We start from the raw sequence: 25432 nt of genomic DNA on the forward strand, positions 1-25432 counted from the left end.
GGCCCCATAGCGGTGAGGGTGTCCGGTATTTTTCTCCATCTGGATCATTAACGTCATGATAAAAAACAGCTTCTCTTGGGGTGGAAGGGGGATGATAGGCGGGCAACCTTGAACCGAACCTTCTCAAGGGGACAATTTGTCCCCAAATGACGAGGTTTCGTGCTGTTTTGATGGGAAAAGAGGAAGTTAGCGGCGCTGGTCGAGCGCGGCCAGCAGCATGGCGCTACTGTGGTGGGGGCGGTAACCGTTGAGGGCAGCAAGTCGTTCGCTGGTGTGGCCGTGACCAATCAGACGCCCCGCTTTCAGCTCGATCAGGGTGGTGAAGTTGCGTCTGACAAATTCGGCATCGTGACTGATGGCCACTATGGTGGTGCCCTTCGCCCGCTCGCTGGCCAGCCAGCGTTCCAGAATGGTCAGCCAGCGGGGATCAAAATCCCGGCTCGGTTCATCGAGCAGCAGCAAGGCGGGTTGCATGGCATGGAGACAGGCCACCGCCACCATGCGCCGCTGACCGGCATCGAGATCGAGCGGATGGGAGGCCGCCCACTTTGTCAGCTCGCACTCTTCCAGCGCGGTGGCGACCCGCAGTCGGATCTCCTCGCGCGGCAGTTTCTGCAGGCGCAGGCCAAAGGCGATTTCATCCTCGACCCGGCTGTGAAAGAGTTGACGCTCCGACTCCTGAAACAGAAAGCCGATCTGACTGGCAAGGGCTAGAGCCCGCTGCTCGCGAAGCGCCTGTTGTTGCCAGCTCACCGTGCCGGAGGTGGGGGCCAGCAGCCCGGCCGCCAGTCGCAGCAGGGTTGACTTGCCTGCGCCGTTATCCCCGACGATGGCAACCTGTTCCCCGCTGGCAATCTGCAATGTGATGTCGTGCAGGCAGGGATTGCCCGGCGCCCATGAGAAGCAGAGGTGGTCAAAGCTCAGCATAAAACTCCCGCAACATGGCCAAGGGGTAGGGATGATGGCGCGAGTCGCGCGCCTGCAACGTCTCGCGCAGGGAGTCCGGCAGGATCACCCGTCCGGGCAGATGGGGCAGCACCTCGCCCAGCTCACCGCAGGCCAGCTGGCGGCCATGGTCGAGCAGCATGAATTGCTCGCAAAAGTGAGCGGCCGGAAAAAGCCGCTGCTCCAGCAAGATGACGCTGCAGCCGCTCTGCTCGCTGTAGCGGCGGATCTGGCGCAGCATGGTTTGGGTTGCCGCCGGGGTCAGACGGCTGAAAGCCTGATCGAGGATCAACAGCTTGGGAGCCATCGCCAGGGCACAGGCCAGCACCACGCGCTGTGCCTCGCCTCCCGACAGGTCGAGGGGATGGCGGGCTGCCAGCGCCTCGCAGTGACAGAGCGCCATGGCCTCGGATACCCGCCGGCTGACCTCATCAGGTGGCAATCCGAGATTGGCCGGGCCAAAGGCCACCTCATCGGCGACCGAAAAGCAGCAGCCGGAAAATTGCAGGTAGGGAGATTGCTGTACCCACTGACGCACAGCCGCATGCTGATTGAGCTGGCCGCTATCATGGGGCTGCCCGAGAATGACGCCTTCTCCCGCCAGCGTGTCGAGGTGCAGCTGGGACCAGCCCCCCGCCAGCAGCTGGGCCAGCAGGGATTTGCCCGCGCCGTTGCCACCCAGGATGGCCAGCCATTCGCCCTCTTTCAGCTCGATATCGAGTGGGCCCAGTTGAAAGTGGTCAGGGTGGCCCGTATGGCCGATGGTCAACCCTTGCAGCGAGATCATGGCCATCACCTCCAGACAATCTCCAGCGCTACCAGCAACAGCAACAGATAGCGCAGCAGTGGCTCGTAACGTTGCTGCGGGATCTCCGTCATGCGGGTGCGGGTCGGCTGGCTGCGAAAGCCGCGCAGATCCAGCGCCATGCTGCGGGTGGCCAGCTCGCTCAATGCCTGCCCGACCAGCGGCGAGAGCAGCGGAAGAGTAGCCTTTAGCCGGGCCAGCGGATTGCCGTCAAAGGGCACGCCGCGGGCTAGCTGGGCCTCCTTTATCGCACGCAGCTGGTGGCCGAGCTGCTCCTTGAGCAGCAGCGGGCCGCAGCAGAGGTAGGAGAGGGCGATGGGCAGCCGGCTGGCAAAGAGCGCATGAACAAACCGCTCGGTCGAGACCGCCCAGAGCCAGAGCTGGGCGCTGGCCAGACAGGCGAGCAGCCGGCACCAGAGGGGCAGAATGGGGAAGACGTCGCTGGCAGGCATTTCTGGCATGCCAAGCAGGATCCGCACCCAGGGGCCGTGCACCAGATAGAGCCCCAGTCCCAGCGGCAGCATTACCGCCAGCACCAGCTTGAGCCGGGAGCGGGCCTCCGGCAGTAGCACCAGAGCAAGTAGCGGCAGCAGGCTCCAGCCCCAGAGCCAGGGGGGCGGCAGCACGCTGGCCGTGACCGAAAACCAGAGCCAGAGTGCGAGGGAGGTAAACGGGTGCATCAGCGCACGGCAGCCATCTGCGGGAAGTGGCGCAGGGTGCGCTGCGGCAGGCGGCGTACCAGCCCCCAGGCGATCAGCACGGTCAGCAGCTTGTCCAGCAGGTTGGTGCCCAGCACGGTGACGGCGACCGACTCTTGCAGATCGCTGCCCATGGCGTGCAGGTAGGCAACCACGAAATCCGCACCGCTGCCGGTGGCGCCGCCAAACAGGTAGGAGCGGATGGGAATGGCCACCAGGGTGAGCGCAAGGGTGATCACCACGCTGCTCACTACCACCTTGGGCAGATTGTTGAACCAGCCGATGCGAGCCAGCAGACCGGCGCTGAGGCCAATCATCATGGCGACCGGAGCAAAGGCCGCGGCGATGGGGCCGGTGAGCAGGCCCCACAGCAGGTTGGTGAGCAGACCGGTGGCGATCGCCATCCAGGGGCCCGCCAGAATGGCGCAGAGCACAGTCCCGATGGAGTCGAGGAAGATGGGCAGCTTGAGCATGGAGACGGCCTGTCCCGCCACCATGTTGATGGCGATGCAGATGACCATAAAAGCCAGGTTGTAGCTGGAGAGTTTACTGACGGACATAGTGATCCTCACAAGGTTCTGGGGGTAATGAGCAGCTCTTCATAGCCGGATTGGGGGCAGGGGGCACGGCCAAAACGGTACGCCTCCAGCTCTCCGACTACCAGTTCGAGGGTGGTGCGCACCCGGCAACCTGGCAGCACGTGGCCGCCGCGCATCAATCCCTGCTCGTCAGAGATGGAGAGATGCAGGTGTTCACACTCCGGGTCCAGGGTGCCGCCGAGGGCGATCACCTCGAAGGCCCCCTCCAGCAGGGTGCCATCGGGCTGGGCGGCATAGCGCAGGTTGGCGTGGGTAAGGCTGCCGACCGCCCCGACGATCCATGCCGCCTGCAGACCGTGTCGGGCCATGTGAGAGCGTAATCCGGCGATAAGCTCCTCCCCGGGCAACAGGCGCAGGGCCAGAAAACGGGCGGGGGAGAGAGGAAGGTGAGTGGTGGTCACGGCAGGCACTCCTTGCTGCAAAAAGAAGGTGCCCTGAGGCACCTTGTCTGGATAGGCTGTTTACGCCCTTTTATCGCAGGCAACCGCGAGCCGCTTCACAGATTGGCGATATCACTGCGGCATCCTGCGCCGCATCAGGCGAAGCAGGCCCAGATGGGGGCGTGGTCGGAGGGTTTCTCTATGCCGCGCAGCTCGTAGTCGATGCCGGTCTCGGTCACCTTGTCCTTGAGAGCATCGGAGGCCATGATGAGGTCGATGCGCAGGCCACGGTTCTCGTCAAAGCCCTTGGAGCGGTAGTCAAACCAGGAGAAACGCTCGCACTCGGTGGGATTGGCGGCGCGGAAGGTGTCGGTCAGGCCAAACCCTTTCAGGCGCTCCATCCATTCGCGCTCGATGGGCAGGAAGGAGCATTTGCCATCCCGTAGCCAGCGCTTGCGGTTTGCCTCGCCGATGCCGATGTCGAGGTCGGTGGGGGAGATATTCATATCCCCGATCAGCACCAGCTGGTCATCCGGGGTGTGGTTGGTCTCGAGGTAGTGCTGCAGATCCTCGTAGAACTTCTGCTTGGCCGGGAACTTGGTCTCGTGATCCTGACTTTCACCTTGCGGGAAGTAGCCGTTCATCACCTTGATGAGGGAGCCGTCTTCACGTTCGAAGGTGGCCATGATCATCCGGCGCTGGGCCTCTTCATCGTCGGTGGGGAAGCCTTTCTCCACCTTGACCGGCTTCTGCTTGCTCATGATGGCGACCCCGTAGTGGGCCTTCTGGCCGTGAAACTCTACGTGATAGCCCATGGCCTCCACATCGGCCAGCGGGAAGGCTTCATCATGCACCTTGATCTCCTGCAGGCCGATGACATCGGGCTGGTGCTTGTCGATGATGGCTTGCAGCTGGTGCAGACGGGCGCGCAGGCCGTTGATATTGAAAGAGATGATCTTCATGTCCGGGATGCTCATGTCATTTTTATAAGTCGCTATTGGACTAGGAATCGGCGGTGGATGCAAGGTCTGGGGGCCGGGTTGCCCACGGCTCAGCTGAACTGGTTGAACTCCTGGCGCAGCTTGCGAAAACGATCCTGTTGGGCGGGGTTGAGAGGGATGCCGTCGAGCATGTCCAGGGTGTCCTTGCACTCGATGCCAAACTCCGGGCTCTTGCGGTTTTTCTGCATCAGTTGCAGCAACACCTGAATTTTGTTGAGAGCCGCGCCGGTATTGGCGGGCGCGCGGCGCAGCGCCTCGCGAAAGTGACCGAGCGCCTGTTCCAGCTCGCCCGCCTGATAGGCCTTGATGCCCAGTTCGTTGAGCTGCTGGTAGCGCTGACGGCGCTCAAGCACTGTCTTGTCATCCCGGGTCGCCTGAATACAGGTGGTGAGCAGGTGATCCTCATCCTCGGCCAACAGGCTCTGCAGGCTTTCGGCATACTCGAACTCGCCGAGCTGATAGAGGGCAAGGATGGTCTCGCCGAGCAGGGTCGGGGGCATGGAGGCCGGTTCGTCGAGCCAGTTCTGGTTGGCGCGATAGAGCATCTTCTTGCCCTTGAGCAGCTCCCCCAGCGCAATCTGCACCCGCGCCTGACAGATCTGCTCGAACACCGGGTAGTTGAACTTCGACATCATCAGCGAATCGCGGATGCGCGACAGGGCCGAGTTGACCTGCTTTTGCAGGTTGGCGATGTGGTAGCTGTCGTTGCTGTTGAGGGCGTAGAGGGTCAGGGTCTGGATATAGGCCCCCAGATAGTGGGGGGTGCGGTGAATCGAGTTGCGCGACAGATCGATGAGAGAGAGCAGTACATCCTTGGCCTGAGCGTAATCGTGGCGCAGCAGGCACACCTCGGCCAGTCGGCGAGCCAGCTGGACTGACTGGGGCGAGATATCGACCGCCCGCTTGAGCTCCTGCTGGGCGACTTCATCGTTGCAAAGGGCGAGCTGGGACTCTGCCAGCCAGCGGTAAGCTTCCACCATCAGGGGAGTATTTTTCAGGGTCGCCTGCAGGTGGCTGACCGCCTCTTCATGGAGCCCCAGGGTGTTGCACGCCTTGCCCAGTGTCAGGCGGGCCCAGCTGTTCTCCTGGCCAGCCAGCAGCTGGCGCATCAGGGAGCGCGCCTCCTGAGCCTGACCCAGTTTGAGGTGAGTATCGGCCTGCAGACAGCGGCAGTAGTTGGCATAGCGCGGAACCGCATCGGCTCGCTCGGCGCAGGCGGTAATAAGCGCGGGCAGGTCATCTTCTGCCATGGCGCTAAAGACGTTGGCGAGTGCCTGACGGCGGGCGAGGGCCCGTTTGATGCGAAACGAGAACTGCTCCTGAGAGAAGGGCTTCATCAGGTATTCGTCGGGCTCGGCTTCCAGCGCGCTCAGCACCATGGCGCGGGAGCTGTCGCCACTCACCATGATCACCACGCTTTGGGGAGGAACCAGGTGCTGATCCCGCAGGCTCTCCAGCAGCTGGCGGCCATTCTCGCCTACCCCCAGATCGTAATCGATGAGATAGATGTCAAAACTGCCCTTCTGGCAGCGGCGGCGCGCATCCTCGGCGCTGTTGGAGAAGGTGATGTTGCTGATGCCGATATTGATCAGCATTGCCTTCATCATGACCTGAAACGAGCGCTGCTCGTTGACCATCAGAATGCGCTGGGGCTTGGCTGGGCTTTTCTTTTCGGGCTCGGTATCCGGTATCTGCATCTGTCTGGTCGAGGCGCTACGGGCTGATGGGGAAAGTGTGCCACCAAAGCGGCTGAAGAGGCAATTAGCCAAGTTGTCGTTTGTATACCTTGCTCCGCTGCCATCGAGGGAGAAACGTCGGGAAATAGAGAGGGCCCGGTTGTGGGCCCTCTCTTTTTATTTTTTCTTCTCTGCCAGATAGGGGGCAAACTGGGGCGTGTGGATGGCCTGGAATCCCTTGTCCGTTTTGACGATGAGATAGACCGCAAGCTTGTGCTGTTTGGCAAAAGCCATCGCCTCAGTGGGGCCCATCACCATCAGGGCGGTATCGAGGGCGTCGGCCTCCAGCGCAGTGGGGGTGATGACGCTTGCCGAGACCAGCTTGTGGGTGATGGGCTGGCCGGTAGCGGGGTCGATGATATGGGAGTAGCGCTGGCCATCGAGCTCGTAGTAGTTGCGATAGCTGCCGGCAGTGCTGAGTGCCATGCCGTTGGGGATGACGATGTCGGAGAAGGCACCCGGCTGATCGGAGGGCTCGACGATGGCGACTCGCCACGGCGAGCCCTTGCTGTTGTGGCCCTTGCTGCGCACAGCACCCGCCACCTCGATGAGGTAGTTGTTGACCCCCTTGCTCTCGAGCAGGGCGGCGATTTCATCCGAGGCAGCCCCTTCACCGAGGGTGGAGAGGTCGAGATAGAGCTCTGGGATAGACTTCTCCAGCAGGAAGTGATCCCCTTGTGGCATCAGAGTCAGCTTGTCGATGCCCACCTTGTGGCGGGCGGCGGCGATGGCGGCATCGTCTGGCCGTTTGATGGGGCGTTTGTCCGGGCCAAAGCCCCACAGATTGACCAGCGGCCCGACCGTGACATCAAGCTTGCCATTGGTCAGGTGACCGGCATCGATCCCCTGCTGGACGATTTTGGCCATGGCCGCGGGGATGACGAACGGCGTCTTAGCCGGCCTCTGATTGAAGCGGGAGATGAGTGAATCGGGGTCATAGGTGGAGATCTCGCTGTTCATCCTGGCCAGCAGGTTCTCCACCTCGCTCTTGAGCGCGGGTTCTCCACCGGGGAAGGGATCGCTTAGGGTTACCACAAAATAGGTGCCCATGGTTTTGCCCTGAATGCGGGTTTGGGCTGGGGGCTCGGGTTGGCAGCCGGTGAGCGCCAGCAGCAGGGTCAGTAGCAGGCAGCGCAGGGCGGCAGCGGGGGTTATGGCCATCATCAGCAGGTCTCTTGTTGGCGAAGGGCTGGTCGGGGCGCTAGCTTAGCCAAGGGGCTGGCGACGGGCGAGCCCTGCCCGGAGAAAATGGCGGAAAAAATTAAACAGACTTTGCTTATTCTGGTGAGCTGGCCCACAGCTTCGGGCTAAATTCATAGCCGATTGAATACAGACGAGTAAAATAAAGGTCGATTTTGACAGCATCTTTGCGGCCATTCTTGAAGCAGTGTTGCGCAAACCTGTTGCCATTCATTGCCAATCAAAGGAGAAGATAATGAAAAAGGCGATTACCCTGCTGTTTCTGAGTACCCTGGCTGCCCCGGTACTGGCCGATGAGTGCGCATTGGTCATCGAGGGCAATGATGCCATGCAGTACAACCTCAAGGAGATGAGCGTACCTGCGACTTGCAAAGAGGTAACCGTCACCCTGAACCACACCGGTAAACTACCGGTTACCGGCATGGGCCACAACTGGGTTTTGGCCACTACTGCCGACTATCAGGCCGTGGCGACTGCCGGGATGAGCGCAGGTGCCGAGAACAACTACCTGCCCAAGGATGACCCCCGCGTACTGGCTCACACCAAGCTGATTGGCGGTGGCGAGAGCACCAGCGTGACCTTCAAGACCGACGGTCTGGCCGGCAAGGATCTCACCTTCTTCTGCTCCTTCCCTGGTCACTTTGCCATGATGAAGGGTTCCTTCAAGGTCGGCGGATAACCGGCTCTTGAATGCAAAAAGCCGGGCATGCCCGGCTTTTCTATTTAGCTATCTCTCTGAGAGAAAATGAGAAAGCCTTGAACGAGGCCTTTGTTAGGCAAACAAGAAGATGCACGGAAATGCAATTAGTAAAATGGGTTCTCAGTTGTTGCTTGTTACTGGTGTGTACCATCGCTTTGGCGGCAGAACCTCCGGTAAAGAAAAGTCGTAGTGGTATATGTCATCCGAAAGGGGGGACTTATTACAATCGAACTAAGCATTATATCCCTTATGACACAATGCAAGCATGCCTCGACAGTGGAGGCCGGGTTCCTAAGCGTTAATAAAATTAGAGCCAGAGTGAAAACTCAGCCAAGTCATAGCATTTGACATTTTTAGTCGAGCATTTTTTCGCCTCAGACTTTAACCATTCAAATGCGGCTTTTTTATGACCCTGACCCTCAATCAAAATGATGACATTTTGTTCAGGTGCTTTGTTTGCGCTTTGTAAAAAGAAAGGGAACTTACGGTCTACAGAACCGGAAACTTGCTGCTGATGTGGCTCAATGCGGGTTAATCCATCAATAGGATGGTTAATCACAAAGGCACTAATTGCTTTAAGCCCATAGAGATCTTCGTAAGGAACTCTGCATTTGAATGTTTTGGTATTAACTAGTTTATTATCCTCAACATAACCAAATTCATTCAAAATCTCTCTAATTCTTTTCTGTAGTTGTTGATTACTTTTTTCTTCTTCAGTGGTGAGTTCTGGTGGTGTTTCGAATCCATCAAATGTGTATTGCATAGGATCTCTCATCACAAAAGGCATGAGAGACCCATATTACTCCGAGATATATAACTTTCAATATTTGTGAGTGATTTTTAACCGCAGCAGATCCTATTTGAGAACACCTTGCAGGGTAAAGAAGGCGATGGTGCTCTTCTTCTGGCAGTCGAAGTGAATGCTCTCCTCGCCACTCACGACCAGCGTTTCGTTGATAGCGACTACTTGCCCCTGCACCGTGAGCTGGCCGCTCAGCAGATGGCAGAGGTAGGTTTTCTCTGGCTCGAGGGTAAGGGTCAGGGGGAAGGGGAGGTTCAATACCCGCACGTTGGCGGCAATCCTGTCCGGGTGGTAGATAAGCCCGAGATCGGTAACCTCTTTTTTCAGCAGTTCGCAGTGGGTCTCCTCATCACCGCCGAAATGGGCCGCTTCAAAGGTGGCGTAGGGGTGGCCGTTGAGCACAAAGCCGGCGCCGCTCACCGGCAGCAGAATGCGCTGATAACCCGGAAAGGTGGAGAAGCGGCCGGCCTCCTTGATGGGGGCGGAGCTGAGCCGGTAGTCAAAGTCGAGCTTGTCGAGGCTCGCTCCCTTGGGGGAGATGAGGATCTGGGCTGTGGTGCCCTGCTTGTTTTTCCAGGGCATCTTCTGGTGGTCAGACTCTTTGATCAGGGTGATCACGGGCACTTCCTCAGCATGAAAAAACAGAGGGAGCCTGGGGGGTTGGCCCCGGCTCCCTGACAAATAGAAAGATGGAGTGGCAGGGTATCAGCCCTGACCATCCAACGCCGCCAGCCGGGCTTCCATGGCGGCGAGACGGCTCTTGAGCTCGCTCACCTCCTGCTCCAGATCGCTCAGGCGATCCGCCGCAGGAGAGGCATAGGCTGCCGCCGGAGCAGACTCCATCATCGCCTGAATATCCACTTCACCGCTAAAGAGGTGGGCGTAGCGGGATTCGCGCTTGCCCGGTTCACGCGGCAGTTTTACCACATAGGGGCCGCGCTCGATGAGCTGGGTCAGCACCGCATCCACTTCGGTCACGTCATCAAAACTGCACAGTCTATTGGTGCGCGAGCGCAGCTCACCCGGGGTTTGCGGGCCACGCAGTAGCAGCTCGCAGATGATACCGAGCTCTTGAGCGCTGAATTTGAGTTCGCCAAATTCGGTGTTGCAGAATCTGTGCTGATAGCGGGGCACCCGGGCGTTGAAACCGGCGGTATTGACCACCAGTCGCCGGCGGATCAGTTCGTCAACCACGGCGCGGATGTCGAGCTCGGCAAGCTCCAGCACCGGTTCGCGGTTGCTCTTCTGGTTGCAGGCATTGACCAGTGCATTGAGGGAGAGGGGATATTGATCCGGGGTGCAGATCTCTTTTTCAATCAGGCACCCGATGACACGGGCCTCCAGCGGGCCAAGTACTAACTCCATTTCCTACTCCCTAGCAAATCGCGATATCAAGAGCCCCTATCTTAGCCATGACCTCTGCTCCGTCCAGTTTTGTCAGCCATTTTTGCGAGCGTGCAGAGGGGTTGGTGAAACCGTCGCCAGCAGGAGGAGCCATTTGATTGCTATTTCTTGGCATGGAGTGAGGTTGAGTGGGTAATGAAAAGCCCGGCTCTCTGGCCGGGCTGAAGGATAAGTTGCTTATCCTGATATTCGTCGAGGCATCTATTATGGATGTTGCTTGAGGATTTCGTATATCTCCTCTTTCAGTTTAAGTTTCTGTTTTTTCAGATCCTTCACCTCGGAGCTGTAGTCACTGGCGTGATGCTTTTCCAGCTTCCTAATCTCCTCATCCAGGTCGTTGTGCAAGTCAAACTTCTTCTGGAAATGGACATCACTGCTCTTCAGTCTCGAGATGAGTTCTCTGTACTCTGGGAACATGTAATGGAGCCTCCTTGGTTTCGTTTGATTGTGCCTGTAAGACCAAGCTACCCCTTAGCGACGGTGATAAACGTGATCATGATCGAATTTAGGGGCAATGATTGGATATACTTGAAAGGCTATTTTTAAGGCATTGAATTGACTAGGAATAAATGAGTTTTCAATTCAAGCTATGGGCCAAAACGTGGCTCGGATCACATCACTGGCATGATGCCGGCGAGCGGCAGAGAGCAAAAAGGGGCCTTGTGGCCCCTTTCCTGTGATGAGGGGAATCACCCCTTATCCTTGTCAGTCTGATCTTTCTTCTTTTTCTTTTCAGGCAATGGTTTGCCGTCGCGATGGATAACCTTGCCCGCTTCGAAGCCGATCTGGGCGGCCAGTTCTTCAAGATCCGGCGACTTGGCCTGATCGCCAACTGCGTAACGGTAGTTGGCCACCGAGAGGCGCTCGGCCACCGGGGTATTGGCAACAATCGGCTCACGCCAGCCCTGCCCGATGTGGGCCACCAGAGTGCCGTTCATCAGCAACTCACCGATGATCTCCTGAGTCGGGTTGCCCTTGCCGTAGGTGAGCCCCTGCGGGTGCTTCTTGCCTGTCAGCGGCTCATTGCTGGCGGGGATCAGCTTGGTGCGGATCAGCCACTTGGGATTTTTGGTGTTACCCACCGCTTTGCCGGTCTGGTACTCGTTGATCTTGATGGTCTTGATCATCTGGGCCATGAAATCCTTGGTCAGCGCCTTCTGGGCCTCGCTGCTCTCATCGATAACGATGGGGGCCACATACCAGGTCATGGTGGCTTGAGTCTTGGGGGCTGCGGGCGCGGTTTGCGCCATGGCCAGAGGGCTGAGCAGCAGGGCAGTCAGCAAGAGTCCGATTTTCTTCATTCTGATTCCGCTTATGTTTCAACTAGGATTTTGTTTTGCCAGCGACGACTGCGCCAGCGCCAGAACATGGCCAGACCGCGAACCCACTCGTCGCAGGCGAGCGCCAGCCAGATGCCTACCAGTCCATAGCCCTGCATGATACCAAGGAAATAGGAAAGGGGTACGGCAATTCCCCACATGGAGAGCAGTGCCATGTAGAGGGGGAAGCGGGCATCACCCGTCGCGCGCAGGGCGTTGATCACCACCAGATTGAAGGTGCGGCCTGGCTCGAGGATGAGGCTGATGAGAAAGAGCTGCGCCACCTGAGTGATGATGTCGGGGTCATCGGTAAAGAGGCTGATGATGGTGCGGCCATTAAGCGCCGCCGCCACGGCGATGACGCAGGTGACTGCAAGCCCGAGCTTGAGGCTCTTGAGCAGCTGTTGATAGGCGCGGTCAAACTGTCTGGCGCCCGCCAGATGGCCGATGATGATCTCGTTGCCAAGGCCGATGGAGAGGCCAAACAGCAGGATGAACAGGCAGATCTGGAAGAAGTAGGATTGGGTTGCCAGCGCCTTGTCGCCAAGCAGACCGACAAAAGCGGTCACTACCATGAACTGCAGCATCCAGGAGAGGTTCTCGCCGGCGGCAGGCAGGCCGATATGGAGCACCTTGCCCAGCATCTCCCGGCTTGGGTGAACGATGTCGCGGATCTTGAGGTGGATGCCGGTTTTGCGGGCCACCAGCCAGACCAGCATCACCACGCCCACCAGACGCCCGGCCACGGTGCTGATTGCAACCCCGGCCACGCCCATCTGGGGCAGGCCGAACCAGCCGTAGAGCAGCAGCAGGTTGCCGACAAAGGTGATGAGGTTGACGATGAGAGTCACATACATCGCCTGACGGGTATGGCCGTGGGCGCGCAGAGTCGCCGCCAGACAGAGCGCCGCCGCTTCCGGCAGCAGGCAGAGACCGATGATCTGCAGGTAGAGGGTGCCATCGCTCATCAGGTTGGCTGGCAGGTTCATCAGCGCCAGCATGGTGCTGGCGCCCGCCATGACTCCGACGGCCGCCACCAGACCGATCAACAGGTTGAAGCCGATGGCGGTGTGGATCACCACCCGGCTGCGCTCCCTGTCACCAGCCCCCAGATACTGGGTGATCACCACGCTGGTACCGATACTGACGAAGCTGAACAGGGTGATGGCCAGATCGAACACCTGATTGCCGACCGCCAGCGCCGCTACCCCCTGATAGGAGACATGTCCCACCATGAAGGTGTTGAGTGCGCCGGTCAGAAAGTGGAGGGCGAGATCGATAAAGAGCGGCCAGGTCAGCGCAAAGAGCGTGCCCGGGCCTGCGTGGGATTGAGTTTGCATGGCATGTCCAACAGCTGGGATGGCACGATCTGGTGCCATCTGGTCGGGCATTTAACACCAAGCGCGGAGCGGGTGCAATCCTTGGCCGGAGACTCTCCGGCCAGAGGAGCTAGCCGGCGGATCAGGCCGGCGTCGTGCCCGCCTCCTGCTCGCAGGGGAGGGTAAGACGCGCCGAGTCTGGCAGGGCATCATCCTGTGGCCAGCGGGAGAGGATGGCATCTGTGGTGCTTTCGACTACATCGTCATCCCTGAACACCGGCTCGCGGTAGCAGCGGGTCATGCGTAGCGCCTGATACATGTCGGGGCAGAGAATGATCCCCTCGTCGCCCACCCGTACGCCAGCCTGCTTGAGCCAGTGGGTCATCTGGCCGTGGCGTCCCGCCATCACCATATGGATGCCGCGCCGTTTCAGATCCTTGTGCAGCTCCCCCACCATGCTCATCACGCTGATGTCCTGATGGGTAAAGCAGGCGACGGCATCGATCACCAGACACTTGGGATTGTGGGGATCCTGCACCAGCAGGGCCATGACTCGCCGCTTGAAGTAGGGAGCGTTGAAGTAGGTGAGCGGCGAGTTGAAGCGATAGACCAGAATACCCGGGATCGCCTTGGCCTGCTCGTTGTCCCCCAGGGTGCGTACCACCCCTTCGTCATCCATGCCGAGCAGCTGGTCGGTGGGACGCATCACATTGCGCAGGAACTGGAACAGCCCCAGCAACACGGCAAGGGTGATCCCGGGGATCACCCCCATGGTGAGCACGCTGATAAAGGTGACCAGCGCCAGCCAGAAGGCGGCACGGTCGGAGTGGCGCAGCGCCCAGAGGCCGCGAAAGTCGGTGAGCGACAGGGATGCCATCACCAGCACCACCCCGAGGGCAGCGGTCGGGATGTATTGCAGCGGCGCAGTCAGGTAGAAGGTGATGAGAGCGATTACCCCGGCGGCGATGATGGAGACCAGCTGGCTCTTGCCGCCGTTGGCGTCGTTGACCGCGGTGCGCGAATCCGCACCGCTGATGGCAAAGCCCTGGGAGATGGCGGAGGCGAGGTTGGCCATGCCGAGCGCCCGGAACTCCTTGTCCGCGTCGATTTCGTAGCCGTTCTTGGCGGCAAAGCTGCGGGCAGTCAGCATCATGGAGACGAAGCTCACCATGGCGAGGTTGAGGGCCGGCAGTACCAGCTCCCGCATCAGTCCCGGGGGAAACTCCGGCATCTGGAAGGCGGGCAGGCCGGAGCCTACCTTACCGAGGGTCGCGATATGGTACTGCCCGAGGTTGAGTGCCCACACCAGTGCAGCGGTGATCACCATGGCCACCATGGAGGAGGGCCAGGCTGGCCGGAAGCGTTTGGCCAGAAGCAGGGTGGCCAGTGCCACCAGACTCATGGCCAGGGTCGGCAGATGGGTCTGGGTGATGTAGGTGGTGCCGTTGGCGATCCGCTCGATGAGATAGCGCTCGCTGAAGGTGAAGCCGAAGATCTTGGAGAGCTGGCCCACCATGATGGTGATGGCCACGCCGTTGAGCAGCCCCATCAGGATCGGGCGGGAGAGAAAGTCGGCCAGTACTCCCAGCTTGAAGCGGCTGGCAATCAGGCACCAGAAACCGGTCATGGCAGTCATGGTCATCACCAGCTGCCAGTGGCGGGTGGGGTCGCCTGCCGCCAGCGGCGTCACTACGGCGGCGATGACCGCACAGGTGGCGGCATCGGGGCCGACGATCAGCTGGCGGGAGGTGCCGAACAGGGCATAGACCAGCATGGGCAGGATGCAGGAGTAGAGGCCGACGATGGCGCCGACCCCGGCGAGTTCGGCATAGGCGATGGCAACGGGGAGGGCCACCGCAGCGACCGAGAGTCCAGCGCGAAGGTCAGGCATCAACCAGGCGCGCTGGTATTGCAGCAGGGCAGCGAGGCCCGGTAGCCAGCGTTCGAGAGAGAAGAAGTCGCGCATTATTTAACCCATTGAGTTACAACCAGCTTTTCCCCTAGTGTGCCCAAGGTTATCGAAAGATTGCAATCAGGTTATGGCCAGTTTACCTGAAGGTCAGGCCAGAGGGTCTGCCACTGCTTCTCCTTGATGCGCTGGGTGAAGATCTGTTTGTCCTGACGGCATTTGGGGTTGGCACTCACTTGCAGCGACCAGTTGATGGCAAAGCCGTAGGGGGCAAGCCACTCGAACTCGCCATCCCGGGTGAGGCGCACGCCGATGCAGGTGGGCACCTCGACCCAGTGGCTGAGCGCCTCAAGGCTGCTGGCAAACGGCGCTACCAGCTGGCGAGTGTGCATGCGGGCCTGATTGCGCACCTCCCACTGCTGGCCGGGCAGCCGTTTGGCGAGCCAGACTTCGTGCTCTGCTTCGGCAAGCCCTTGCGGGTCGCTGCTATCGAGGTAGATAAGGTCGATATCGTTGAGCGGGGTAGGGGTCGCCTTGTGATGGAGATGATCCCAGATGAGGTTGCGGATAAAGCCGGCCCCCAGCGCCCAGTCGGGCAGATTGAGCTCGTCGGCCGCCTGCAGGCAGGCCATCCGCTGCGGATCGGCCCGCAGCAGTGCTTCGGTTTTGGCTTGGAAGGCTTGTTCTTGCTTGGGATCTAATGGCTCAACTATTGGCATTTCGGCGTAACCAGACATCAATGTAACTGCAGCTGGGCACTATAGTGAGCCCCTCTGCCTGAGTCCAGTTGAAGAGGGCGCGGGCCAGCTGATCGGCAATCCCCTGCACCCGCAGCTCGGGCGGTACAAAGGTGCTGTAGGCATCGATGGTTTTGGCATCGAGGCGCCGGTAGCGCAATCTCGACTCCTTCCCCTCCACCATACAGATGAATTGCTGCTGGTTGGCCTGATGAATGATGTCGCTCATGGTGGGCACCTCTGGCATGAAGATGGCTGTCTGCACAATAACTGTTAGCCAAGGTATAGAACAGATAACGGCTGCATGGGGTCAATATCCTCCCCTGATGTCTCCTCTCTGTGTCATATCGGGATCCTGCTCAAAAGATACCCGGCGCTCTGCCGGGCATCCTTTGTCTGCGTGATTCAGGCCCAGGCCCGCTCAAGCAGAGTGAGCAACTGCTCACGGTCGGCATCCTTGCGATTGAACAGCATGGCGCCGTCGTTGACGGCCAGATCGCGTATCTCCCCGAGTAGTGAACGATCGCTCACACCCGCCTCGCTCATTGTGCGCGGCAGCTTGACTGCCTGCCACAGGGTATCGCGCAGGGTACGGATGGCGGTGATGGTCGCCTCGGCCCGCAGGTGGGCCGGGGTGGCGGCAAAGCGCTCGGCTCCCACCAGCGGCAGCAGCAGGCGGGCCAGCTCGTTATCCACCTCGGGGCGGTTGTAGTCGAGCACGGTCGGCAGGAAGAGGTTCATGCACAGGCCGTGGGGCAGATGGCAGCGAGCCCCCAGACTGTGGCCGAGGGCATGCACCAGCCCCACCATGGAGTTGGAGAAGGCCATGCCCGCCAGGGTGGAGCCTTCGGCCAATTGCAGCCGCAGCTGCTTGTTTTGCGGGTCCTTGAGGATCTGCGGCAGGGCATTGGCGATCTTCTCTACCGCCATCAGGGCCAGCGCATCGCTCACCGGGTTTTTGGCGGTGCCGATAAAGGCCTCGATGGCATGGGTCATGGCATCCATGGCGGTGGCTGCGGTGATGTTGAGGGGCAGTCCCTGAGTCAGACGCGGGTCGAGCACCGCCAGCTGCGGTAGCAGGAAGGGGGAGGTGAAGGGCACCTTGCGCCCGCTCGCCTCATCCTTGATCACCGCCACCAGCGTTACCTCCGAACCTGTGCCAGCGGTGGTGGGCACCACCGCCAGCGGCTTGAGGGGGCGGGTCAGGCAGCCCGCACCCGAGTAGTCGAGCAGGTGTTCACCACCCATGGATGCCAGGATATTGACCGCCTTGGCGGTGTCGATGACCGAGCCGCCCCCCAGTGCCACCAGGCTGTCGCAATCGAGCTCGGCGTAGCGCTTGGCGATCCGCTCCACCACGGCGGTGGAGGAGTCGGCCGGGATCTCGTCCCAGATGGCGGCGACCGGCAGCTCCCCCTCGGCCAGCACATTGGCCAGCAGTGTGGCAAGGCCGGTGGCATTGACCCCCTTGTCGGTTAGCAGCAGGGGGCGGCGAGCACCAAGGCTTGCCAGCTCGCTGGCCAGCTGCTCCAGCGCCTGTTCACCGGCCAGCAGTTTGACCGGACAGAAAAAATCGTAATAGCGGCTCATATCAAGGCTCCTTGCGCTCAGCCGGTTACCAGACCCAGATAGATGTTGCAGGCACGGCCAAGTTTGTTGCGCTGGGCCGGATAGTGGCGCAGCAGCGGCCGCGCGATAAAGGCAGGCAGGATCAGGGACTGCAACTGCTCAAGCCCCCGCACCAGATGCATGGCGGTGGTCAGGTCCCCCTCTACAAGCAGCCGGTTTTCACTGAACGCCTGATTGACCCCGAGCCGAAAGCTCAAGGCGCGAAACGCGATATTGGGGTGCTTGAAGCGCACCCGCAGCGGATGGATGGTGGCATGGGGTGCAGCCGGCGCACCGGGATACCAGCGCCCTCCTTCTTTATGCATGTTCATGGCGTAATCAAGCCCCCCCACCTCAAGGCGAATGGCCAGGCCATCCGGCAAGGGTGCCAGTTCGCGGCGCACCGCGTCGTCGATACGGGCGGCGCGGCAGAGAGTACGGCCCACGACCCAGAGCAGAGTGGTGATCCAGAGGCGGCGGCCCAGTGCGGCCAGAGATTCAACGGTCGGAGTTGTCATAAGGGTTGGCTCCTGAGATGGCTGACCAGAAGAGGGCAAAGGCACTGGCTTGCCAGTGGGCATCCTGCCCAAGCTCGGGTTGATCGACAAACAGTGATGCGCAGGCGAGGAACTGCCCCTGACACACCTCCAGCAACAGCGGCGCGGGGGCCTGCATCAGCTCGCCACTGGCCTGCCCTTTTACCAGCAGAGCGGGCAGAAAGCGCAGGGTATCGTTCAGGATTTGGCTGCGGGCCGGGCGGGCCAGCAGGGGGGAGTGAAAGAAACCCAGCACAAATTTGAGCTCGTTGGGGTGGGCCAGCATCCAGCTCATCGCCTGCTGCCAGTAGTGGTGGATCTGCTCGCGCAGTGCCAGCTCGGGATCTGCTTCGCAGATGGCTGCTCCCATCCGGGTCTTCACATCCTGATAGAGCTGGAGGATGAGTGCCTCCTTGCTCGGAAAGTGGTGGAACAGGGTACCGTTGGCGACCCCGGCCGCCTTGGCAATGCGGGCGGTGGCGGCGCCCTGCAGACCATCTTCGGCGCAGAGGGCGAGGGCGGCATCCAGAATTTGGCGGCGCTTGTCGGTCATGGCGGGCTCCGTCAACGCAGGAAGAAAGCCATCATCAGCTTCTGGATCCAGCTGTTGTAGGGCGGATGGATCAGGGAGCCGGTGGTGAACTTGCCGCGGGTCAGCACGGTTTTCGCCTTGGAGAAGGTGAGGAACCCCTCGTGCCCGTGGTAGTGGCCCATGCCGGAGGCGCCGATGCCGCCGAAGGGGACATCATCGGCTGCCACCTGGAACAGGCTCTCGTTGATGGCCATGCCGCCGGAGTGGGTCTCCCGGGTTACCCGGGCCTGCAGCTCGGGATCGAAGCTCATCAGATAGAGGGCCAGCGGGCGGGGACGTTCGGCTATGTAGGTAAGCGCCTCCTCCAGCGTGTCGTAGGGGATAAGCGGCAGCAGCGGGCCGAAGATCTCCTGCTGTATCACCTGACAGTGGCCCGGCACCCCGGTCAGCAGGTGCGGGGCCAGAAGGCGGCGCTGATCATCCCGCGCCGGAGTGGCGCAAGGGTGGAGCTGGGCGCCCGCCTGTTTGGCCTCATCGAGCCAGCTGACCAGACGTTGATACTGGCGATCATTGATGATGGCGCCGTAGTCAGTGCTGGCGAGCCCGGCAGGGTAGAGCTTGGCAAAGTGGTTGCGATAGGCGGCGATAAAGTTATCCACCTCGCTGCGGGGCAGCAGCACATAGTCGGGGGCAACGCAGATTTGGCCTGCGTTGAGGCTCTTGCCGAAGATCATCCGCTCGATGGCGGTCTCAACCGGCATGTCGGGGGCGATGAGGCAAGGGCTCTTGCCGCCCAGCTCAAGGGTGAGCGGGGTGAGCTGGGGCGCGGCGGCGGCCATCACCAGCTTGCCCACCATGGTGGAGCCGGTGAACAACAGGTGATCGAAGGGGAGCGAGCTGAACGCGGCCGCCATCTGGGCATCCCCCTCGATGACGGCGATCTCGTCCTCGTTGAAGGTGGTGGTGAGCAGGGTTCGCAGCACGGCGTTGGTATGGGGAGTGAACTCGGAGAGTTTCAGCATCGCCCGATTACCTGCCGCGATGGCGGTGATGAGCGGGCCGAGGCTCAGCATCACCGGAAAGTTCCACGGCACTATGATGCCGACCACCCCGAGCGGCTGGAAGTGTACCTCCACTTTGGCGGGGGCGAGCAGCAGACCGGCATGACGGCGATGTGGCTGCATCCAGCGCTTGAGCCGCTTCTGGGTGTAGTTGATCTGCATGATGCAGGGGAGGATGTCGGCGATCTGGCTGTCGTAGTGGCTGCGCTGGCCATAATCCTGTGCCAGCGCCGTGCAGAGCTGCTCCTTGTGAGCCAGCAGTGCCCGCTTGAGCTTGGTCAGCTGGGCTCGCCGCTCGGCCAGCGTTGGCATGGGGTGTTCCCGGCTCGCCCGTTTGAGCCGCTCCAGCTGCTCGGGCAGGGCCAACTTGATGGCGAGGATATCCTCCGGACTGTGCTGATGCGGTGCGACTCCCATGCTCTTCTCCGTCTGAAAAACAACCGACTGATTGGTCGGTCTAAATCTAGTCGTTTGTTGCGCAAGTGTAAAGCTGGCATCATCTGCCTCTGTCACCGGCGGCTGGACGCAAGAGAGAACTGTGTTCCTCCCCACACTTTTGTGGTTTGCTCGTTGGTGGGTTATCCAATAAGAGGTAGTTTTTGGCTATTCACATGCACGGAGGGAGCACTATGACCAGGGAATTGAACAGCTTGTTGACCCGGCTTGAAGATGTGGTTGAGCGGATGCCGGATTGTTTCAACACCTACGAATTTGCCCAGAAGCTGGCGCTGCAATATCAGCCGGAGTTCTTTGCCGCCGGCCACTCGCTGGCCGAGCACGAAGGCAAGGTGTTGCGGGTGCTGCATCAGAAGATTGCCGAGGCGCTGGCCAGCTGCGATGCGGTGATTGAAGGGGCTCTGCTCCCCTGCGTGACCCCTTGGGGAGAGAAGTCCACCTCGCCGCGTTGGCACCGTAAACGCTGAGCGGCAATGCCGGGAACCTCGTTCCTGCACAATAAGATAATGAATCGTAATGGCGCGGCCCCAAGTGGCCGCGCCATTTTTTGTTGTGGGGGGTGTGGATCGTTGATGCAATGCCGGAAAGTGCAAACAAAGGTTCAGGGTGTGATCCCCTGCCGGGATAAAGGGCGGCGAGCCCGGTAGACTCCCCCTTTTGTCGCTGCAGGGAGGTCATATGACTGACAAGATCCAGACTCACAAGATTATTCTCGACACCGATCCGGGCATCGACGATGCCATGGCCATCCTCTTTGCCGAGGCGCACCCCGCCATCGAGCTGCTCGCCATCACCACCGTTTTTGGCAACGCCACCATCGCCAATGGCACCCGCAACGCCCTCTGGCTCAAGCAGAAGTACGGCATGAAAGCGGATGTGGCCAAAGGCGCAGCGGCGCCGCTGCTGCGCGAGCCGGTCGGCCCCACCACCATAGTCCATGGCCCGAGCGGCTTTGGTGACCTGGAGGCGGGAGAGGTGACTATTGCGCCCGATCCCCGTCCCGCCTGGCAGTATATTGTCGAGGCGGTCAAAGCGGCGCCGGGGGAGATCACCCTCGTCACCATCGGGCCCCTGACCAATCTGGCGTTGGCGCTGCAGCAGGCGCCCGAGATTGTTTCACTGGTGAAACAGGTGGTGGTGATGGGGGGCGCTTTTGGTATCAATGGTCATCGTGGCAACGTCACCCCCTATGCCGAGGCCAATATCCACGACGATCCCGATGCTGCCGACCGGGTCTTTACTGCCGACTGGCCGGTGGTGATCATCGGGCTGGATGTGACCCAGCAGAGCTTTTTCAGCGGCGACTATCTCGATGCGCTGCGCGACGAAGCTGGCGAGCCGGGCCAGTTCCTGTGGGATGTGAGCCGTTTCTACCTGCGTTTCTACTCGGAGAAACTGGGGCTCTCCGGCTGCCATGTCCACGACCCGTCCGCCATCGCCTATGTCATTGACCCGACTCTCTTTACCCTGCGCGAAGGGCCGGTGCGGGTGATAAACAGTGGCCCGGCCATCGGTCATACCCTGCAAAAGTTCGATGGCAAGCGCCACTCCCACGATGGCTGGGCCGAGTTTTGCCCACAGCAGGTCGGGGTGGCAGTGCGTGATGAAGCCTTGCTGGCTCTCTATCGTGAGACGCTGGTGGCCTGGGGCAAGCGCCGTTAAACAACCCTGACGGTCTGGCGGTGATTCGTGGTGGCGCACGTTGCGTTGCGGCTGTGATCCCCGCCAAACAATCGCGGCCCACAGGTGCTTATACTGCCTGATATCAAGACGTTAGGAGGGATTGGGATGGCCTGGATTTCCTTGATAGTGGCGATAGCCCTGATCTGGTGGTTGATGAAACTGGGGCGTGGTGCCCTGTTCGAGATCCGCCTTGCACCCGGCAAGGTGGTGGTCAAGCAGGGCAAGGTATCGCCCGCCTTTATTGAGCATGCCAAGCAGATCCTGCGCCACGAAACAGTGCGTGGGCGCATTGTGGGACATCGCGATGGCGACGGGGTCAAGCTGGTCTTCTCCCGCTCCATCCCCGAGCCGGTGGCCCAGCGTTTTCGCAATATCTTCCCCTATGGCGACTATCGTCACGTCGCCGCCCCGGGCGCCAAGCCGCGCAAAGGGTAAAGCAGTCCGAGTGCATCAGATAGCAAACGGGCCTCCAGTGGAGGCCCGTTTTTTATGGCGCTTGGCCAAGCGAGAGCGGCTTGCCCTTACTCCTTGCCATGCAGCTCGCGCTGGGCCTTGACCGCAGAAGCCTTGATCGCCTGCCCCTCGTTGCCCCAGGAGGCGCGCAATGTATTGACCAGTTCGGCGATCCGCTCGTCATCCATGGTCCAGCCATAGCCCGGCATGTGGTAGCCGATATGGCCGCGGGTGATGGGCGTCTCGGCGCCGTGCAGCAGCACGTTGAGCAGGCTCGCCGGATCGTCCGCCAGCACGGTGCGGTTGTTCACCAGCGAGGGAATGACGTGGTCATTGCCCTTGCCATCGACCCCGTGGCAGGTGGAGCAGTACATGGCGTAGTCCGCCTTGCCGCCGGCACTGGCATAGGCGCGAGCTCCTTTCGCTACCGCCGGTTCCTCTTTCAGGTCGGTGAGGTAGGTGGCGATGCTGGCCAGATCGGCGTCGCTGAAATACTGGCTGCTGTGAGTGATCACTTCTGCCATTGGGCCTGCGACGGCCTGATGTTGGCTGCGGCCGGTTTTCAGCAGGTCGATCAGCGCCTGCTTGTCGTAGCGGCTGCCGCGAATGTCGGGGGCATACCAGCCGTCGAGGGCGGCACCGCTCAGGTAGACGGGATCCGCCTCGGTCAGCGCTTTCTCCTGCATGCCAAGGCCACGCGGGGTATGGCAGCTGCCGCAGTGACCGGCACCCTGCACCAGATAGGCGCCGCGGTTCCACTCTTCGCTCTTGCCAGCGACCGGGGTGAAGCGGCTGTCATCGTGATAGACCCAGTTCCACCCCATCAGCGGCCAGCGCATGTTGAGCGGCCAGGGTATATCGCTCTCTTTGTTGGCCACCGCCAGCGGCTGCACATCCTGCATCAGGTAGTGGTAGAGGGCGGTGAGATCCTCGTCGCTCATCTTGGCGTAGGCGGTGTAGGGCATGGCCGGATAGAGGCGATGCCCATCGCGGGCCACCCCTTCGCGCATCACCTTGATGAACTCCGGCAGGCTGTAATTGCCAATGCCGTGAGTCTTGTCGGGGGTGATGTTGGTGGCAAACACGGTGCCGATGGGGGTCGGGAATCCTTTGCCGCCAGCCAGCGGTTTGCTTGCCTCGCTGGTGTGACAGGCGGCGCAATCGCCCAGCTTGGCTACATACTCACCTGCCGACATGGTAGGAGCCGCGTGAGCGGCAAGGGCGGGCAGCGCCAGCAGCAGGGCGCTGGCAGTCAGTGACAGGGCGCGGCTCATTGGGCACCTCCCTTGGTCATGGCGACCAGCTCGTTGACGGCGCGCCACGCCTCGTCGATGGCGGCGTGGGCGTAGGGGCTCCAGCCCGAATCCGAGTTGGCGATAGTGATGTTGCCGACCGGCTTGCGCCCCAGCTCGATCCACTTCTCGCACTGCTCCTCGTCATCGAACAGGGTGTTGGTGACATAGGAGTAGCCGTGGGACCAGCGGTTGACCGTGATGGCGAGGATATCCTGCTCATGGTTGAAACCGGCGCTACCCAGCATCCCCTGCAGCTGTTCGCGGATCATCTGTTCATGCTGCTCGAACGGCATGCCGAGGATCATGGCGCGCCCCTTGCGGGACTGTTCGCGGGCCGACAGGCCGCTGCCCGGCAGGGTCGGTACATAGACCATGTGCAGGCACATCGGCTGATCCGGGCTCTTGGGATGCTCATAGCCACCCATGCTGACCGGATAGTCAAGCTTGACCCGGCTGTAAGGGGCGGCCGGGGAGTAGACCTCGTGCACCCCCAGCTTGACGAAGGCTTGCCAGTTTTTGATCACCACCTTGGTGTAGACCAGCGGTGCCTTGACGTTCTGGCGCAGCGCTTCCTTCTGGGGCTCCGGCATCTCGGGCACCATGTAGGGGATCATCATGTTGTAGCCAGCCATGATCGACTGCTTGGCGCGCACCCGGTGCAGTTTCCCTTCTTTGATGTAGGTGACGTCCACTGCCAGCTTGCCATCGGCGAGGCGCACGTTTTTCGCCTGCAGGGCGGTACTGCCAAGGCGCAGCTGCACCTTGTGCTCCGGCAGATCGAGCTTGCTGTAGTCAAATTTGGCCAGCACCACATCCTGCATGGTGTGACCCGGCGCCACCTGTGGGATGAGCTTGCGCACCATCAGACGGGTGAGGCCAGCGTTGCCATCCGGGAAGTGGAAGATGTAGGGATCGTCCAGCTCGGCCTGCTCCTCGGCATCGAGCGGAGTCAGGTTGAGGCCGCCAAAGCCGGGCAGGGCACAGAGGCGCGCATCGGCGCAGGCAGTGGCATCGATGCCGACTGCCTGGAAGTCGTTGGTACGCTGCTGGAAGTAGGTGATGGCACGTTCGCTCAGGCCCACCTTGTCGCGCAGGAAGGTGGTGTAGCTGTTGCGGGTGATCCACTCATCCTGCTGCTCGCGGCTCATGCCGCTCAGGTAGTCGGTCTTCTCTTCATGCAGGGCCAGCAGTGCGGCCTTGTCGGCATCATCCAGCGGGAAGTCACCGATAAACTCCGCTAGCGGACGACCGTTAAGACGATCGCGCGGGATGTCATCCGCCACGTTATGGCCCGGATCGCCGTTCACTATCTTGTTGACGCCAAAGTGCTTCTCGTCGAAATAGACGCCGCGACTGAGCCCCAGATCCGGATAGAAAGTCTGCTGGAAACCGGCGGCCAGTTCATCGATGTTGACCTCCAGCGCCTTGAGCAGACCGAGTGCTACCGGGCTGTAGACCGAGCGCGGTGATTGCAGGGATTCACTGCCGCCGTAGCCCAGCCGCAGGCCATCGGGAGTGGTGAACTCGTTGCGCTTGGCGTGGCCGCCGAAGTCATCGTGGTTGTCGAGCAGCAGGATCTTTTTATCCGCGCCGAGCAGTTGCTGATAGAAGCAGGCTGCGGCCAGACCGCTGATGCCGGCGCCGACGATCACCAGATCGACCTCTCCCTCAAGGGGGACATTGGCAAAGTCATACTGTTTGCCATCGCGGGCGATGCTGTGAGCCGGTTCGAAAGAGCCCGGGTGGTTGCCGCGCAGGCCGGTGAGGGCGGGCGGGTAGACCAGCGTCTTGTCAGCCAGCGCGCTGCCGCCTTCGGCAGCCTTGAGCAGGTTGATGGGGGCGATGCCTGCTGCGATGGTGATGGCGACGCCATTGAGAAAATCTCTGCGTGTGATGCTCATGGCAATCCCTGTTGTTTGAAGCGTTGAAAAAAAGCACAGAGCTGAAATGGTAGCTGGCAAGCAGCAAGGGGACGCAACCTACCGTCATATCCCGGTAGAGTCCATGGCTTTGATAATAACTTATTAAACAAAATGATGAAGCTTGTAATGGCCAAAACAGGGGTAGATGTCTTCGCTTTGCATATTTATCAGACAAAACCTTGCCGAACCCATGGAATTAATTTGAACTCTTTTTGATTAATTATGGTTTTGATTGAGTTCCTTTTTATTTTCCATATTTCTATCCGGTCAAAAAACAGCACAAAAATAGAGCTGTAAATTTATGCAGATAGCCGCAGTGCCACTATTTGACC

At 60.5% G+C, this 25432-nt stretch carries 28 protein-coding genes; 5 read left to right on the forward strand and 23 right to left on the reverse strand.

Going from position 1 to position 25432, the window contains the following annotated elements; translation table 11 throughout:
- Positions 1 to 186: 186 nt before the first annotated feature.
- From LG31_RS0109710 to LG31_RS0109745, 8 genes are all read right to left on the reverse strand, one after another.
- Positions 187 to 927 (reverse strand): energy-coupling factor ABC transporter ATP-binding protein, encoded by a 741-nt coding sequence (locus tag LG31_RS0109710; RefSeq protein WP_084059587.1) that lies wholly within the window; start codon positions 925 to 927, stop codon positions 187 to 189.
- Positions 914 to 1732 carry an energy-coupling factor ABC transporter ATP-binding protein gene (locus LG31_RS0109715; protein WP_152598365.1) on the reverse strand — a complete coding sequence of 273 codons (819 nt, stop codon included), beginning with the start codon at positions 1730 to 1732 and terminating at the stop codon, positions 914 to 916. The genes LG31_RS0109710 and LG31_RS0109715 overlap by 14 nt, the downstream gene beginning before the upstream one ends.
- A 5-nt stretch (positions 1733 to 1737) precedes the next feature.
- On the reverse strand, positions 1738 to 2430 hold the full coding sequence (locus tag LG31_RS0109720) for an energy-coupling factor transporter transmembrane component T (protein ID WP_033114273.1): 693 nt from the start codon (positions 2428 to 2430) through the stop codon (positions 1738 to 1740).
- A complete protein-coding gene (locus tag LG31_RS0109725; RefSeq protein WP_033114274.1) occupies positions 2430 to 3008 on the reverse strand; it encodes an ECF transporter S component in 579 nt (192 codons plus the stop codon). The genes LG31_RS0109720 and LG31_RS0109725 overlap by 1 nt, the downstream gene beginning before the upstream one ends.
- 8 nt (positions 3009 to 3016) lie before the next feature.
- Positions 3017 to 3448, reverse strand: coding sequence for a PPC domain-containing DNA-binding protein (locus LG31_RS0109730; protein ID WP_033114275.1), 432 nt, complete (start codon positions 3446 to 3448; stop codon positions 3017 to 3019).
- Between the two features lie 134 nt (positions 3449 to 3582).
- Complete coding sequence (gene xthA, locus LG31_RS0109735) at positions 3583 to 4389, reverse strand: exodeoxyribonuclease III (RefSeq protein WP_005337776.1); 807 nt, start codon at positions 4387 to 4389, stop codon at positions 3583 to 3585.
- Between the two features lie 89 nt (positions 4390 to 4478).
- Positions 4479 to 6125: a tetratricopeptide repeat-containing response regulator gene (locus tag LG31_RS0109740; RefSeq protein ID WP_033114276.1), complete on the reverse strand. Its 1647-nt coding sequence runs from the start codon at positions 6123 to 6125 to the stop codon at positions 4479 to 4481.
- Between the two features lie 156 nt (positions 6126 to 6281).
- Positions 6282 to 7328, reverse strand: coding sequence for an FAD:protein FMN transferase (locus LG31_RS0109745; protein ID WP_193354225.1), 1047 nt, complete (start codon positions 7326 to 7328; stop codon positions 6282 to 6284).
- 271 nt (positions 7329 to 7599) lie between these two features.
- Here LG31_RS0109745 and azu point away from each other — a divergent pair, with 271 nt between their 5' ends.
- Together azu and LG31_RS21800 are read left to right on the forward strand one after the other, a co-directional pair.
- A complete protein-coding gene (gene azu, locus LG31_RS0109750; RefSeq protein WP_033114277.1) occupies positions 7600 to 8043 on the forward strand; it encodes an azurin in 444 nt (147 codons plus the stop codon).
- Between the two features lie 119 nt (positions 8044 to 8162).
- Positions 8163 to 8366, forward strand: coding sequence for a hypothetical protein (locus LG31_RS21800; protein WP_084059590.1), 204 nt, complete (start codon positions 8163 to 8165; stop codon positions 8364 to 8366).
- Between the two features lie 5 nt (positions 8367 to 8371).
- Here the strand turns inward: LG31_RS21800 and LG31_RS0109755 are convergent, their stop codons facing one another.
- The 13 genes from LG31_RS0109755 to LG31_RS0109815 all read right to left on the reverse strand — a co-directional run bounded on the left by LG31_RS0109755 (position 8372) and on the right by LG31_RS0109815 (position 19708).
- Entirely contained in the window at positions 8372 to 8827 is a 456-nt protein-coding gene (locus LG31_RS0109755) for a PD-(D/E)XK nuclease superfamily protein (RefSeq protein ID WP_033114278.1), read from the reverse strand.
- A 93-nt stretch (positions 8828 to 8920) separates the two neighbouring features.
- Entirely contained in the window at positions 8921 to 9484 is a 564-nt protein-coding gene (locus tag LG31_RS0109760; RefSeq protein ID WP_033114279.1) for a HutD family protein, read from the reverse strand.
- 87 nt (positions 9485 to 9571) lie between these two features.
- Positions 9572 to 10231, reverse strand: coding sequence for a YceH family protein (locus LG31_RS0109765; RefSeq protein ID WP_033114280.1), 660 nt, complete (start codon positions 10229 to 10231; stop codon positions 9572 to 9574).
- Between the two features lie 243 nt (positions 10232 to 10474).
- The gene (locus LG31_RS0109770; RefSeq protein ID WP_033114281.1) at positions 10475 to 10687 is read right to left on the reverse strand and encodes an HP1242/YdcH family protein; all 213 of its coding nucleotides are present in this window, start codon (positions 10685 to 10687) and stop codon (positions 10475 to 10477) included.
- A gap of 272 nt (positions 10688 to 10959) precedes the next feature.
- Positions 10960 to 11571 carry a hypothetical protein gene (locus LG31_RS0109775; protein WP_033114282.1) on the reverse strand — a complete coding sequence of 204 codons (612 nt, stop codon included), beginning with the start codon at positions 11569 to 11571 and terminating at the stop codon, positions 10960 to 10962.
- A gap of 11 nt (positions 11572 to 11582) precedes the next feature.
- Positions 11583 to 12929: an MATE family efflux transporter gene (locus tag LG31_RS0109780; protein WP_033114349.1), complete on the reverse strand. Its 1347-nt coding sequence runs from the start codon at positions 12927 to 12929 to the stop codon at positions 11583 to 11585.
- Between the two features lie 121 nt (positions 12930 to 13050).
- On the reverse strand, positions 13051 to 14874 hold the full coding sequence (locus tag LG31_RS0109785; protein ID WP_033114283.1) for a SulP family inorganic anion transporter: 1824 nt from the start codon (positions 14872 to 14874) through the stop codon (positions 13051 to 13053).
- A 71-nt stretch (positions 14875 to 14945) separates the two neighbouring features.
- Entirely contained in the window at positions 14946 to 15536 is a 591-nt protein-coding gene (locus LG31_RS0109790) for a nucleotidyltransferase family protein (RefSeq protein ID WP_033114284.1), read from the reverse strand.
- Positions 15523 to 15783: a GNAT family N-acetyltransferase gene (locus tag LG31_RS0109795; protein WP_033114285.1), complete on the reverse strand. Its 261-nt coding sequence runs from the start codon at positions 15781 to 15783 to the stop codon at positions 15523 to 15525. The genes LG31_RS0109790 and LG31_RS0109795 overlap by 14 nt, the downstream gene beginning before the upstream one ends.
- Before the next feature lie 176 nt (positions 15784 to 15959).
- Entirely contained in the window at positions 15960 to 17144 is a 1185-nt protein-coding gene (locus LG31_RS0109800) for an iron-containing alcohol dehydrogenase (RefSeq protein WP_033114286.1), read from the reverse strand.
- Positions 17145 to 17161: 17 nt separating this feature from the next.
- A complete protein-coding gene (locus tag LG31_RS0109805) occupies positions 17162 to 17680 on the reverse strand; it encodes a hypothetical protein (RefSeq protein WP_033114287.1) in 519 nt (172 codons plus the stop codon).
- A complete protein-coding gene (locus LG31_RS0109810; protein ID WP_033114288.1) occupies positions 17661 to 18251 on the reverse strand; it encodes a TetR/AcrR family transcriptional regulator in 591 nt (196 codons plus the stop codon). The genes LG31_RS0109805 and LG31_RS0109810 overlap by 20 nt, the downstream gene beginning before the upstream one ends.
- 11 nt (positions 18252 to 18262) lie before the next feature.
- A complete protein-coding gene (locus LG31_RS0109815; protein ID WP_033114289.1) occupies positions 18263 to 19708 on the reverse strand; it encodes a coniferyl aldehyde dehydrogenase in 1446 nt (481 codons plus the stop codon).
- Between the two features lie 212 nt (positions 19709 to 19920).
- Here LG31_RS0109815 and LG31_RS0109820 point away from each other — a divergent pair, with 212 nt between their 5' ends.
- The 3 genes from LG31_RS0109820 to LG31_RS0109830 all read left to right on the forward strand — a co-directional run bounded on the left by LG31_RS0109820 (position 19921) and on the right by LG31_RS0109830 (position 21865).
- Positions 19921 to 20214 (forward strand): hypothetical protein, encoded by a 294-nt coding sequence (locus LG31_RS0109820; protein ID WP_019446630.1) that lies wholly within the window; start codon positions 19921 to 19923, stop codon positions 20212 to 20214.
- Positions 20215 to 20425: 211 nt separating this feature from the next.
- Positions 20426 to 21409, forward strand: coding sequence for a nucleoside hydrolase (locus tag LG31_RS0109825; protein WP_033114290.1), 984 nt, complete (start codon positions 20426 to 20428; stop codon positions 21407 to 21409).
- 126 nt (positions 21410 to 21535) lie between these two features.
- A complete protein-coding gene (locus LG31_RS0109830) occupies positions 21536 to 21865 on the forward strand; it encodes a DUF3634 family protein (RefSeq protein WP_033114291.1) in 330 nt (109 codons plus the stop codon).
- Positions 21866 to 21951: 86 nt separating this feature from the next.
- Here the strand turns inward: LG31_RS0109830 and LG31_RS0109835 are convergent, their stop codons facing one another.
- Together LG31_RS0109835 and LG31_RS0109840 are read right to left on the reverse strand one after the other, a co-directional pair.
- Complete coding sequence (locus tag LG31_RS0109835; protein WP_033114292.1) at positions 21952 to 23157, reverse strand: c-type cytochrome; 1206 nt, start codon at positions 23155 to 23157, stop codon at positions 21952 to 21954.
- A complete protein-coding gene (locus LG31_RS0109840; protein WP_033114293.1) occupies positions 23154 to 25079 on the reverse strand; it encodes an NAD(P)-binding protein in 1926 nt (641 codons plus the stop codon). The genes LG31_RS0109835 and LG31_RS0109840 overlap by 4 nt, the downstream gene beginning before the upstream one ends.
- Positions 25080 to 25432 lie beyond the last annotated feature (353 nt).

This window comes from Aeromonas lacus, assembly GCF_000764665.1.
Classification (GTDB): Bacteria; Pseudomonadota; Gammaproteobacteria; order Enterobacterales; family Aeromonadaceae; genus Aeromonas; species Aeromonas lacus.

Coding starts and splice junctions, on each gene's coding strand:
- LG31_RS0109755 (WP_033114278.1), bottom strand. CDS start 8,827: ATGCAATACACATTTGATGGATTCGAAACACCACCAGAACTCACCACT.
- LG31_RS0109810 (WP_033114288.1), bottom strand. CDS start 18,251: ATGACCGACAAGCGCCGCCAAATTCTGGATGCCGCCCTCGCCCTCTGC.
- LG31_RS0109830 (WP_033114291.1), top strand. CDS start 21,536: ATGGCCTGGATTTCCTTGATAGTGGCGATAGCCCTGATCTGGTGGTTG.
- LG31_RS0109740 (WP_033114276.1), bottom strand. CDS start 6,125: ATGCAGATACCGGATACCGAGCCCGAAAAGAAAAGCCCAGCCAAGCCC.
- LG31_RS0109770 (WP_033114281.1), bottom strand. CDS start 10,687: ATGTTCCCAGAGTACAGAGAACTCATCTCGAGACTGAAGAGCAGTGAT.
- LG31_RS0109710 (WP_084059587.1), bottom strand. CDS start 927: ATGCTGAGCTTTGACCACCTCTGCTTCTCATGGGCGCCGGGCAATCCC.
- LG31_RS0109805 (WP_033114287.1), bottom strand. CDS start 17,680: ATGACAACTCCGACCGTTGAATCTCTGGCCGCACTGGGCCGCCGCCTC.
- LG31_RS0109775 (WP_033114282.1), bottom strand. CDS start 11,571: ATGAAGAAAATCGGACTCTTGCTGACTGCCCTGCTGCTCAGCCCTCTG.
- LG31_RS0109785 (WP_033114283.1), bottom strand. CDS start 14,874: ATGCGCGACTTCTTCTCTCTCGAACGCTGGCTACCGGGCCTCGCTGCC.
- xthA (WP_005337776.1), bottom strand. CDS start 4,389: ATGAAGATCATCTCTTTCAATATCAACGGCCTGCGCGCCCGTCTGCAC.
- LG31_RS0109790 (WP_033114284.1), bottom strand. CDS start 15,536: ATGCCAATAGTTGAGCCATTAGATCCCAAGCAAGAACAAGCCTTCCAA.
- LG31_RS21800 (WP_084059590.1), top strand. CDS start 8,163: ATGCAATTAGTAAAATGGGTTCTCAGTTGTTGCTTGTTACTGGTGTGT.
- LG31_RS0109780 (WP_033114349.1), bottom strand. CDS start 12,929: ATGCAAACTCAATCCCACGCAGGCCCGGGCACGCTCTTTGCGCTGACC.
- LG31_RS0109795 (WP_033114285.1), bottom strand. CDS start 15,783: ATGAGCGACATCATTCATCAGGCCAACCAGCAGCAATTCATCTGTATG.
- LG31_RS0109725 (WP_033114274.1), bottom strand. CDS start 3,008: ATGTCCGTCAGTAAACTCTCCAGCTACAACCTGGCTTTTATGGTCATC.
- LG31_RS0109715 (WP_152598365.1), bottom strand. CDS start 1,732: ATGATCTCGCTGCAAGGGTTGACCATCGGCCATACGGGCCACCCTGAC.
- LG31_RS0109815 (WP_033114289.1), bottom strand. CDS start 19,708: ATGGGAGTCGCACCGCATCAGCACAGTCCGGAGGATATCCTCGCCATC.
- LG31_RS0109720 (WP_033114273.1), bottom strand. CDS start 2,430: ATGCACCCGTTTACCTCCCTCGCACTCTGGCTCTGGTTTTCGGTCACG.
- LG31_RS0109765 (WP_033114280.1), bottom strand. CDS start 10,231: ATGGAGTTAGTACTTGGCCCGCTGGAGGCCCGTGTCATCGGGTGCCTG.
- LG31_RS0109800 (WP_033114286.1), bottom strand. CDS start 17,144: ATGAGCCGCTATTACGATTTTTTCTGTCCGGTCAAACTGCTGGCCGGT.
- LG31_RS0109840 (WP_033114293.1), bottom strand. CDS start 25,079: ATGAGCATCACACGCAGAGATTTTCTCAATGGCGTCGCCATCACCATC.
- LG31_RS0109835 (WP_033114292.1), bottom strand. CDS start 23,157: ATGAGCCGCGCCCTGTCACTGACTGCCAGCGCCCTGCTGCTGGCGCTG.
- LG31_RS0109745 (WP_193354225.1), bottom strand. CDS start 7,328: ATGATGGCCATAACCCCCGCTGCCGCCCTGCGCTGCCTGCTACTGACC.
- LG31_RS0109820 (WP_019446630.1), top strand. CDS start 19,921: ATGACCAGGGAATTGAACAGCTTGTTGACCCGGCTTGAAGATGTGGTT.
- azu (WP_033114277.1), top strand. CDS start 7,600: ATGAAAAAGGCGATTACCCTGCTGTTTCTGAGTACCCTGGCTGCCCCG.
- LG31_RS0109825 (WP_033114290.1), top strand. CDS start 20,426: ATGACTGACAAGATCCAGACTCACAAGATTATTCTCGACACCGATCCG.